Origin of the sequence: Caulobacter sp., from assembly GCF_017744445.1 — a bacterium.
In the GTDB taxonomy this organism is placed as follows: Bacteria; Pseudomonadota; Alphaproteobacteria; order Caulobacterales; family Caulobacteraceae; genus Caulobacter.
The window spans coordinates 1-10,129 of the sequence record NZ_JAGIBH010000029.1 but is presented as its reverse complement, the minus strand read 5'-3'; the positions used below and the strand labels follow the sequence as shown (position 1 = coordinate 10,129).

9 protein-coding genes and 2 pseudogenes are annotated in these 10,129 nt (G+C 67.2%); 8 read left to right on the top strand and 3 right to left on the bottom strand.

The genetic code is table 11. The annotated features are described in order from the left end of the window. The first annotated feature begins 80 nt into the window (after positions 1–80). Positions 81–707 (top strand): YdeI/OmpD-associated family protein, encoded by a 627-nt coding sequence (locus tag J7528_RS23130; protein ID WP_291879548.1) that lies wholly within the window; start codon positions 81–83, stop codon positions 705–707. 1 nt (position 708) lies between these two features. On the opposite strand, the gene J7528_RS23125 is transcribed toward J7528_RS23130, so the two are convergent. Together J7528_RS23125 and J7528_RS23120 are read right to left on the bottom strand one after the other, a co-directional pair. After that, a complete protein-coding gene (locus J7528_RS23125; protein WP_291879545.1) occupies positions 709–1,011 on the bottom strand; it encodes a UBP-type zinc finger domain-containing protein in 303 nt (100 codons plus the stop codon). 3 nt (positions 1,012–1,014) lie between these two features. Further along, complete coding sequence (locus J7528_RS23120; protein WP_291879542.1) at positions 1,015–2,658, bottom strand: FAD-dependent oxidoreductase; 1,644 nt, start codon at positions 2,656–2,658, stop codon at positions 1,015–1,017. Between the two features lie 198 nt (positions 2,659–2,856). Between J7528_RS23120 and fdhD the strand changes: the two genes are divergently transcribed. From fdhD to J7528_RS23100, 4 genes are all read left to right on the top strand, one after another. Next, positions 2,857–3,594, top strand: a complete 738-nt coding sequence (gene fdhD / locus J7528_RS23115; RefSeq protein ID WP_291879539.1) for a formate dehydrogenase accessory sulfurtransferase FdhD — start codon at positions 2,857–2,859, stop codon at positions 3,592–3,594. Next, the gene (locus J7528_RS23110) at positions 3,594–5,912 is read left to right on the top strand and encodes an FdhF/YdeP family oxidoreductase (protein WP_291879536.1); all 2,319 of its coding nucleotides are present in this window, start codon (positions 3,594–3,596) and stop codon (positions 5,910–5,912) included. Before fdhD ends, J7528_RS23110 begins: the two co-directional genes overlap by 1 nt. Positions 5,913–5,969: 57 nt before the next feature. Next, on the top strand, positions 5,970–7,124 hold the full coding sequence (locus tag J7528_RS23105) for a GNAT family N-acetyltransferase (RefSeq protein WP_291879534.1): 1,155 nt from the start codon (positions 5,970–5,972) through the stop codon (positions 7,122–7,124). Between the two features lie 111 nt (positions 7,125–7,235). Beyond that, a complete protein-coding gene (locus tag J7528_RS23100) occupies positions 7,236–8,075 on the top strand; it encodes a DUF2807 domain-containing protein (RefSeq protein ID WP_291879532.1) in 840 nt (279 codons plus the stop codon). Between the two features lie 91 nt (positions 8,076–8,166). Here the strand turns inward: J7528_RS23100 and J7528_RS23095 are convergent, their stop codons facing one another. After that, on the bottom strand, positions 8,167–8,925 hold the full coding sequence (locus J7528_RS23095) for a hypothetical protein (protein ID WP_291879530.1): 759 nt from the start codon (positions 8,923–8,925) through the stop codon (positions 8,167–8,169). Positions 8,926–9,328: 403 nt separating this feature from the next. Here J7528_RS23095 and J7528_RS23090 point away from each other — a divergent pair. From J7528_RS23090 to J7528_RS23080, 3 genes and pseudogenes are all read left to right on the top strand, one after another. Continuing rightward, positions 9,329–9,530: pseudogene (locus tag J7528_RS23090) on the top strand (hypothetical protein). 13 nt (positions 9,531–9,543) lie between these two features. Continuing rightward, positions 9,544–9,852, top strand: a complete 309-nt coding sequence (gene rpsJ, locus J7528_RS23085) for a 30S ribosomal protein S10 (protein ID WP_004616952.1) — start codon at positions 9,544–9,546, stop codon at positions 9,850–9,852. A gap of 13 nt (positions 9,853–9,865) precedes the next feature. Next, positions 9,866–10,129: pseudogene (locus J7528_RS23080) on the top strand (50S ribosomal protein L3); the annotation flags it as partial.

Genomic DNA, 10,129 nt, shown 5'->3' with positions numbered 1-10,129 from the left:
CTGAACTGATCTAAGCGAAGGCCCCGGAGAGCAATCTCCGGGGCCTTTTGCTATGTCCGAAAAGATGGAAGGAGAAGGCCATGGCGATGATCACCGATCCCGACGACTTCTTCACCAAGGGCTGCGGCCGCTGTGATCGGTTCGCGACGCCGGACTGCTCGACGCGGCCATGGATCGAGGGGCTGAATACCCTGCGCCGCATCTGCCTGGACGTGGGTCTCACGGAGACGGTGAAGTGGGCGCACCCGTGCTACATGCACGCCGGGCGCAACATCGCGATCTTCGGGGCGTTCCGGGGCGACTTCCGGCTCAGTTTCCTGAACCCCGGCTTGTTGGTCGACAGCGAGGGCGTGCTGGAGCCGCAGGGGCCCAACAGCCAGACGCCGGGCATGATCCGCTTCACGGCCAATGATCAGGTCGTCGAGCTGGAGCCGGTGATCCGGGCCTATCTGCGCCAGCTGATGGATCACGCCGAGGCTGGGACCGAGCCGCCGAAGACCGAGCGCCAGATCGATGTGCCAGACGAGTTGACCGATGCGCTGGACGCCGATCCGGAGCTGGCCGAGGCCTTCCATGCCCTGACGCCGGGCCGCCAGAAGAGCTACCTCTTCGCGCTGAACCAGGCCAAGCAATCAGCGACGCGCGTGGCGCGGATCGAGAAGTTCCGCGACAAGATCATCGCCGGCAAGGGCGCCCTGGAGCGTTAGCCTAGCCCACGAAGCGCGGGATAGGCCCGACCTGGGGGGTCTGGTCCGGCAGCTCGACGAACTCCTCGTCGACGAAGCACCAGCCCCAGCCTTCGGGCGGGTCATAGCCCTCGATGATCGGGTGCTTGGTGGCCCGGAAGTGGGCGGTGGCGTGCTTGCTGGGGCTGTCGTCGCAGCAGCCGACATGGCCGCAGGTCCGGCACAGGCGCAGGTGCACCCACCAGCCGCCGGCCTTGAGGCATTCCTCGCAGCCCTTCGTGCCGGGCGTGACCATCTGGATCGCGTCGCCGTGCGTGCAGGTCATGGTTCAGGCCTCAGCGAGGTATGCGTGGATGGCGGCGACGGCCTGGGCGCCTTCGCCGATGGCGGCGCCGACGCGCTTGACCGAACCGGCCCGGACATCGCCGATCGCGAACACGCCCTTGCGGCTGGTCTGCAGCAACGGATGGCCCGGCGCGAGGTCCGTCCCGGTGCGGACGAAGCCGTGATTGTCCAGCTCGACATGGCAGTGGGTCAGCCAGGCGGTGTTGGGGGCGGCGCCGATGAACAGGAAGAGGTGGCTGATCGACTGGGCAGTCTCGACGCCATTGGGGCCGCGCCAGCGGATGGCCGACAGCTTGCCTTCATCGCCTTCCAGGTCGACGATCGAGCTCTTCACCACGACCTCGATATTGGGCGTGCTTTCGATGCGGTCGATCAGGTAGCGCGACATGGTCGCCGCCAGGCTCTCGCCGCGCACGATCATCCAGACCTTCTTGACCTGGCTGGCCAGGAAGACGGCCGCCTGGCCCGCGGAGTTGCCGGCGCCGACCAGCGCGACCTCCTGGCCGGCGCACAGCTTGGCCTCCAGCGGCGAGGCCCAATAGTGGACGCAGGCGCCTTCGAAGTTGTCGAGATTGTCCACGTCCAGCCGGCGATAGCGGGCGCCGCTGGCGATCACGACGGTCTTGGCCTGGGCGGTCTCGCCGCTGGCGAGGGACAGGCGGTAGCGGTGCCGGCCGTCATCCTCGCAGACCAGCGAGGCGACCTCGTCGGGAATGGCCAGTTCGGCCCCGAACTTCTGCGCCTGGCCATAGGCGCGACCCATCAGGGCCATGCCGGTGATGCCGGTGGGGAAGCCCAGATAGTTCTCGATCCGCGCCGACGCCCCGGCCTGGCCGCCGAAGGCGCGGCTGTCCAGCACCAGCACCGACAGGCCTTCGGACGCGGCATAGACGGCGGTGGCCAAGCCCGCCGGACCGGCGCCGACGATGGCGACGTCATACAGGCGGTCGGCGTCGATCGGGCCGACCAGGCCGATGCAGCGGCCCAGCTGGTGGTTGGTCGGCTGGCGCAGGATCTCGCCGTTCGGGCACAGCACGATCGGCAGTTCGCTGTCGTCGACCTGGAAGCGCTGGATCAGCACCTTGGCGCAGTCCATCTGGTCCGGGTCGAGGTTCTGGTAGGGGTGGCCGTTGCGGGCCAGGAAGCCCGACAGGCGGATGACCTGGGCGTCGGCCTCGCGGCCGATGATGATCGGGCCGCCGGCCCCGGTCTCGATCAGGCTGACCCGGCGCAGGATCAGGGCGCGCATGATCCGCTCGCCCAGTTCGGCCTCGGCGACCAGCACGGCGCGCAGGCGCTCCGGCTCGATCAGCAGCGCCTCGACGGCGGTGATGGCGGTGACGTCCACGAGGGAGGGACGCCCCGACAGCTGGGCGATCTCGCCGACGAACTGGCCGGCGGCGTGCTCGACGATCGGCTGGCTCTCGTCATGGGCGTCGCGGCGGCTGATGGCCACGCGGCCGGCCAGCACCACGAACAGGCCGGGCGAGGCGACGCCGGCCGTGGCCAGGGCCGAACCGGCCTGGGCGTGGATCACTTTGCCGAAGCGGCGCAGGCGATCGATCTCCTCCGCCTCCAGCCGAGGAAACATCTGCGCGCGTCGGGTGTCGAAGGTGGAGCCTGCCATGGGCCTATGTTTGCGCCAGGATCGGCGTTCGGTCACGCGCCGAACGATGACGGTCTTGAACAAACCCGTCGTGACGTCATCGACTATACCGTTGGGCGCCTGCGGAGTAGGCTCCGGAGCATGTCGCGTTCCCCATCCTCCCGCCGGCCCGGCGCGCAATGGCGTCCCGGACAGGCCCTCGAGCCGCTCGCGCGGGCCTTGCCGCAAGAGACCGCCATCGGCCTGTCGTTCGACGGCCGTCCGCACACGGTGCTGATGGCCACGCCCGAGCACCTGGAAGAGCTGGCCCTGGGCTTCGTGGTCACCGAGGCGATCGCCCGGGCCGAGGAGGTGCTGGAGATCAAGGCCAAGGAAGAAGAGCAGGGGATCCTGGTCGACGTCCGCCTGGCGCCGGGCGCTCTCGCCAAGAAAGCGCGACCCCGGAACCTGGAGGGGCGTTCCAGCTGCGGGCTGTGCGGCGTTCAGCGCCTGGCCGACGCGGTGCGGCCGTTGCCGGTGTTGGGCGAAGGCGTGCGCATCCGGCACGAAGCCATCCCGCGCGCTTTGGCGGCTCTGGAAGAGCAGCAGGCCTTAGGCCGCTTGACCCGCGCCACCCACGCTGCCGCCTTCTTTAATGCTGAGGGTTCGCTGCTGTCGGTCCGAGAGGATGTCGGCCGCCACAACGCCTTGGACAAACTGGCCGGGGCCCTGGCCCGGGCCGGGACCGACGCGGCGGCGGGCTTCGTGGTCGTGACCAGCCGCTGCTCGTTCGAGATGGTCGAGAAGGCCGCGCGGATGGGCTGTCCGATCCTGGTCGCGGTCTCGGCCCCGACCGAGCTGGCCATCGCCAAGGCTGAGGAGGCGAACCTGACCCTGGTCGCCCTGGCGCGCGCCGACGGCCATGCGGTGTTCGCTGGCGGCGAGCGTCTGATCGAAACCATGCTGGAGCCGGCCTGATGTCCGAGAAGAAGGTCGACGGCGTCCGGCCGTACAACATGCCAGCCGGCGGCTGGGGCGCTCTGAAGGCGGTGGCCGGAGCGCTGGCCGACCAGGAGACGATCGTCGAGGGCGGCAAGACCCTGATGCGGGCCAATCAGCCCGAGGGCTTCGACTGCCCCGGCTGCGCCTGGCCCGACCCCAAGCACACCTCGTCCTTCGAGTTCTGCGAGAACGGGGCCAAGGCCGTGGCCTGGGAGGCGACGTCCAAGCGCGCCTCGCCGGAGGTCTTCGCCCAACACACCGTGACCGAGCTGCTGACCTGGACCGATCACGCGATCGAGGACCTGGGCCGGCTGACCGAGCCCATGGCCTATGACCCGGCCGACGACCGCTACAAGCCGATCACCTGGGAGGCGGCATTCGCCCGGACGGCGGAAGGCCTCAAGGCGCTGAAGGATCCGAATGAGGCCGAGTTCTACGCCTCGGGCCGGGCCAGCAACGAAGCGGCGTTCTTGTATCAGCTGATGGCGCGACGCTTCGGGACAAACAATTTCCCCGACTGCTCGAACATGTGCCACGAGCCGACCAGCGTGGGCCTGCCGGACTCGATCGGCCTGGGCAAGGGCTCGGTGACGCTGGAGGACTTCGATCACGCCGACCTGATCCTGTGCTTTGGCCACAACCCCGGCACCAACCATCCGCGGATGATGACGACGCTGCGCGACGCCAGCCGGCGCGGCGCGACGATCCTGGCCTTCAATCCGCTGAAGGAACGGTCGCTGGAGAAGTTCGCGTCGCCGCAGGATCCGGTCGAGATGGCGACCCTGAGCTCGACCCCGATCGCCTCGGCCTATTTCCAGCTGAAGATCGGCGGCGACGCCTTGTTGATGCAGGGCATGATGAAGGCGCTGCTGGCGATGGAGGCCCGCGACGGCGGCGTCCTGGATCACGACTTTATATTGGAGCACACCGCCGGCTATGAGGCGCTCGTCGCGTCGGTCGAGGCCCAGGACTGGGCGACGATCGAAGCGGGCAGCGGCCTGCCGCGCGCCCGGATCGAGGAGGCGGCGGCGATCTACGCCAAGGCCAAGGCGACCATCCTCTGTTACGGCATGGGCCTAACCCAGCATCGCGACAGCTCCGGAACGGTGCAGCAACTGGTCAACCTGCTGCTGCTAAAGGGCAATATCGGGCGGTCGGGGGCGGGGATCTGCCCGCTGCGCGGCCACTCCAACGTCCAGGGCAACCGCACGGTCGGCATCTGGGAGAAGCCGTCGGCGGCGATGCTGGACTCGCTGCGGGACGTTTTCGGCTTCGAGCCGCCGCGCGAGCATGGCCATACGGTCGTGGAGACGATCGAGGCTATCGAGCGCGGCGAGAGCAAGCTGTTCATCGGCCTTGGCGGCAACTTCGCGGTGGCCGCGCCCGATCCGGTGCGGACCTTCGCGGCCATGCGCAAGCTGGATTTGGCCGTCCACGTCGCCACCAAGCCCAACCGCACCCACATGCTGATCGGCAAGGAGTCGATACTGTTGCCGTGCCTGGGCCGCACCGAGCTGGATGTGCGGGCCGGGGTGCGCCAGTCGGTGACGGTCGAGGACTCGATGTCGATGGTCCACGCCTCGCGCGGCCTGAACCCGCCAGCGTCCGAGCACCTGATGTCCGAGCCGGCCATCGTCTGCGGCATCGCGACGGCGACGTTTGGCGAGGATCCGCTGATCGACTGGCCGGCGCTGGCCGACGATTACGACGCCGTCCGCGACCTGATCGCCCGTGTCTTCCCGGCGGCGTTCGAGGACTATAACGACAAGGTCCGCATTCCCGGTGGCTTCCGCCTGCCGGTGGGGCCGTCGAACCGGGTGTGGAAAACGGCGACCGGCAAGGCCAACTTCATCGTCCACGATCCCAAGGGCGGCGATCCGCGCCGGGGCGATCCGGATGTGATGATCCTGACCACCCTGCGCAGCCACGACCAGTACAACACCACCATCTATGGCTATGACGACCGCTATCGCGGGGTGTTCGGCCGGCGCGACGTGATCTTCGCCAATCCCGACGACATGGCGCGGATGGGGCTCAGCCAAGGCGACCTGGTCGACCTGGGCGCGGCGTTTGACGAGACCGGTGAGCGGATCGTGCGGGCCTTCACCGTGGTGGCGCGCGAGATCCCGGCGGGCTGCCTGGCGGCCTACTATCCCGAGACCAATGTCGTGGTGTCGCTGGATGATCACGACCAGCGCTCGGGCACGCCGGCCTATAAGTCCGCGCCGGTCCGTCTGCGCAAACACCAAGTCCCTTGGCCGGTGATGGGGCCCGCAGACACATTTCGCAACTAAAGCGATTGTTAGGAGCCGATAGGCTTAATGGCCCCAACCCGAACGGGAGTGGGCCGCGTGAAACGCGAGGGTGTCGTCGTCGAGGCTGTCGAAGCCTCGCAACTGGGAGCCGCCGAGCTTGAGCTCTGGCGCGGCTTCCGCGCGGCTGACCCGGTGCTGGCCAGCCCCTATTTCGATCCACGCTTTATAGAGGTCGCCGCCCAGGTCGCGCCGGGCGCCCGTGTCGCCGTGATCCGTGAGGGCGTTGCGGTGAGGGGCTTCCTGCCGTTCCAGCAGCGGGGCGGGCTGATCCAGCCGCTGGCCGCGCCGCTCAGCGACTTCCACGGCCTGGTCGCCGAACCGGGCTTCGACATCGCCCATCTGCTGCCCCAGTTGGAAGGCGTGCACCGCGCTCGTGTCAGCGGTCTGGTCGCGGCGGGGGAGGCGGACCTTTCCGGCCTGTCGCCACGTCGGGCCATGGCCGCCGACCTTTCTCAAGGCTTCGACGCCTATCTGGCCGGCCGCGACGCGCGGTTCCTGAAGGACAAGCGCCGCCGTCGCCGGGCGCTGGAGCGCGACCACGGTCCGCTGACCTTCACGTTCGAGCGCCCGACCCTGACGCAGGTCGACTACATCATCGACCACAAGCGGGCCCAGATCATCCGCACCCACCAGTATGATGTCTTCGCCTGCGGCTGGACGGCCGAGCTGATCCGCAAGCTGGCCACGATCGACCTTCCGGATTTCGGCCTGCGAGTGGCGGCGCTGAAGGCCGGCGACAAGCTGGTGGCCGCTGAGCTGGGCCTGACTTCGGGCGCGCGGCATCATCTGTGGTTCCCGATCTACGATCCAGCCTATGGCAAGTACTCGCCGGGCGGCCTGATGACTCTGGACACGTTGGAGGCCGCCGCCGCGCGGGGGATCACGCGCGTGGACTTCGGCGTCGACGCCGACGCCTACAAGCACGACTTCGCCGATCCGGCCGAGGTGGTGTTCGAAGGGGTGATCGAACGCCGGATGGGAGCGCGCGGCAATTCCATGCGGATCGCCGGCGCCTCGCGCCTGGCGCGCCGCTTCGATCGTATCGTCGCCTGCGAGCCCAGCCTGGTGGGCCAACTGCGGGGCGGGGCCAGCTTCATGGCGGCCCTGAACCGGCGTCATCCGAAAGTGGGCGCCGGGATCGGTCTGGGCTTGGGCCTGGGTCTGGGCTTGGCGGCCTTGATGGTCGACTAGTCGACCGGTGGTTTATGACTTCGAGGTCATGACCCCGAATTAAGTCGAACCGGTGACAAACCCTCGATAGCTTCCCCTCATCGAATTCAACGCATCCGAGGGGAAAGATCGATGCGAGCTCTGACGACCCTGGCCGTACTGGCCGCCGCTGTTTCCGCTGCTGGCGTCGCCCAGGCCGCGCCTTCCGTGAAGATCAAGGACGCCGTCGCCCGCGTTGTGGTGATCCCCGAGAACCGCAGCGACGTGAAGGTCGAGTTCCTGACCACCAATGCCAGCCTGCCGCTGAGCGTCAGCAAGAACGGCGACGGGGTCGTCGTCGACGGCGACCTGCGCATGAACAAGATCAACGGCTGCAACAGCCGCGACGGCAAGGTCTGGGTGAAGGTGCGCGGCGTGGGCGAGGTGTCCTACGACAACTTCCCGCAGATCGCTGTCCGCGTGCCGATGGACGTCAAGGTCAAGGCCGGCGGCGCGGTGTTCGGCGACATCGGTCGCTCCAACAGCGTCGATTTGGCCAATGCCGGTTGCGGGGACTGGACCGTGGCCAACACCAAGGGCGAGCTGAAGCTGGGCCAGGCCGGCTCGGGCGACGCCAAGACCGGCTCGGCCGCTTCGGCCGACATCAATCTGGCTGGTTCGGGCGACGTCAGCACCCAGGCCATCGGCGGCGATCTGGAGATCAATATCGCCGGCTCGGGCAACGTCACGACCGCCAGCATCGCCGGGAAGCTGGAAGGCAATATCGCCGGTTCGGGTAACATCACCGTCGCCGGCGGCCGCAGCCGCTCGGTGGACGTCAATGTGATGGGCTCGGGCAATGTCGACTTCAACGGCGAGGCCGACAGTGTCGACGTCTCGGTGGCCGGCTCGGGCGACGTCCGCATCGCCAAGGTCAACGGCCCGGTCAAGAAGCACGTGGCGGGCTCGGGCGACGTGATCATCGGCCGCTAAGCGAGCTTAACACACTCTATATATAGCGAAGGCCCCGGGATCGCTCCCGGGGCCTTCTTCATGTCCGGACCTTGAGGTCCAGCGTCCGGGATTAGCGGACGCCGAAGCCGAACAGATCGCCGGCCGTGGCCAGGTCGGCGCCGGCGCGGTCACGATCCTTCAGGCTGCCGCCGAAGGTGTAGCGGAAGCCGAACTTGACGGCGTCCGAGTTCAGCTTGGCCAGGTCCTTCGACTCCGCGTGGGTGTACTTGGCGAAGGTCGACCAGCCGGTGCTGGCGAACTTGTATTCGCCGCCGGCATTCACGTCCCACAGGTCGGCGTTGATGTTGGTGTCGATACGCGACCAGCCAGCGCCGGCGTTTAGACGGAAGTTGTCCGAGACGAAGTAACGGGCTTCACCGCGGACGGTGTACAGGTCGGCGTCCAGGTCGTTCGACTGGCCGTAGGCGACCACGCCCGTCAGCGTGACGTTGTTCAGGTACTTCTGGGCTTCGGCGCCGACGGCCCACAGGGTGTCGTTCGACGGACGCGACAGGGCGGTGAAGCCGCCGACGCGGACGGTGTCGCCCAGTTTGGTGGTCAGGTGCACGGCGCCCGAGGCGACGGTTTCGTCCGACAGGTCGTTGTCCGAGATCGAGACGTCGCCGTTGGCGGTCACGGTCCAGGCGCCTTGCAGCGGGATGGCGACCGAGCCGTCGATGACGACCGAGGTGCCGTCATTGCCGCCGAAGCGGGTGTTCAGGTCCGTGTAGTTCACGGCGGCGCCGACCGAGCCGACGTTCTGAGCGAAGGCCGGGGCCGAGACGGCGGCGGCGATCAGGGCGGCGGTGGCGAAGAGCTTCGTATTCATTTGGGTCTATCCCCTTACACAACAGTGGCTCCTCGGCTGGCTGGACGGTCGTTGTTGGGGGGAGGGCCGCCCAGTCCGTCGAGGAGGGCCGGCATCTATGGAGCTTCGCCTGGCCGCTCAAGACGTCGGCGGGCGCTTGCGGACCGAATAATGCATTTTTGTGACACTTGCGGAGACGAGAATTTCGCCTACGCGCCAGCGTGCGCACGTTCTTGTCTTGCTTTGACCTGAAAACGTTAAAAGCGAACCGGCGTTATGTTTTCGAGGGTCTTGCGCGGGCGGGGTAGGGCGCCTATTCAGAACCCGCCCGACGACTCGAGTCCTTATCGGACGAGACGAACCGGACAGAGCGCTTGACGAAACCGATTCCGGAACGTACAAGCGCGCCTCTGTTGGACCGGCTGTGAGCTCTAGGGCTCAAACGCGGTTCGCGAGACGCCCGGACATAGCGCCGCTAACCTCTCTCGGGAGGGGCGCAATTCTGGTCATCACCCCCGGCAGGCAACTGTTGGGGTCATTTGTTTTGCGGACGCTGCGTACGGGCTCCCATCTGGGGGTTCGGGTTGGTCTTTGAAATGGTTCGAGACGCGGGCGCAGCCCACTAGGAAACCGAGCGATATGGATCGTCAGAACATCCGCATCCGGCTCAAGGCCTTCGATCACCGCGTGTTGGATCATTCCACGCGCGAGATCGTGAATACGGCCAAGCGCACGGGTGCGACGGTACGGGGCCCGATCCCCCTGCCCACGCTTATCGAAAAATTCACCGTCAACCGTTCGCCGCACGTCGACAAGAAGTCGCGCGAGCAGTTCGAGATCCGTACGCACAAGCGCGTTCTCGACATCGTTGACCCGACTCCGCAGACCGTGGACGCGCTGATGAAGCTCGACCTGTCGGCCGGCGTTGACGTCGAAATCAAGCTGTAAGGAGGGCCGATCCATGACTCTCCCCACTCAACGCACTGGCATCATCGCCAAGAAGCTCGGCATGACCCGCTTCTTTGACGAAGCCGGTCAGCACGTGCCGGTCACCGTCCTGTCGCTCGACGGTTGCCAAGTCACGGGCCAGCGCACGGTCGAGAAGGACGGTTACACCGCCCTGCAACTCGGCGCCGGCGCCAAGAAAGCCAAGAACACCTCGAAGGCCCTGCGCGGCCACTTCGCCAAGAACTCGGTCGAGCCCAAGCGGATCGTCGCCGAATTC

Coding starts and splice junctions, on each gene's coding strand:
- J7528_RS23125 (WP_291879545.1), bottom strand. CDS start 1,011: ATGACCTGCACGCACGGCGACGCGATCCAGATGGTCACGCCCGGCACG.
- J7528_RS23130 (WP_291879548.1), top strand. CDS start 81: ATGGCGATGATCACCGATCCCGACGACTTCTTCACCAAGGGCTGCGGC.
- J7528_RS23100 (WP_291879532.1), top strand. CDS start 7,236: ATGCGAGCTCTGACGACCCTGGCCGTACTGGCCGCCGCTGTTTCCGCT.
- rpsJ (WP_004616952.1), top strand. CDS start 9,544: ATGGATCGTCAGAACATCCGCATCCGGCTCAAGGCCTTCGATCACCGC.
- J7528_RS23095 (WP_291879530.1), bottom strand. CDS start 8,925: ATGAATACGAAGCTCTTCGCCACCGCCGCCCTGATCGCCGCCGCCGTC.
- J7528_RS23110 (WP_291879536.1), top strand. CDS start 3,594: ATGTCCGAGAAGAAGGTCGACGGCGTCCGGCCGTACAACATGCCAGCC.
- J7528_RS23120 (WP_291879542.1), bottom strand. CDS start 2,658: ATGGCAGGCTCCACCTTCGACACCCGACGCGCGCAGATGTTTCCTCGG.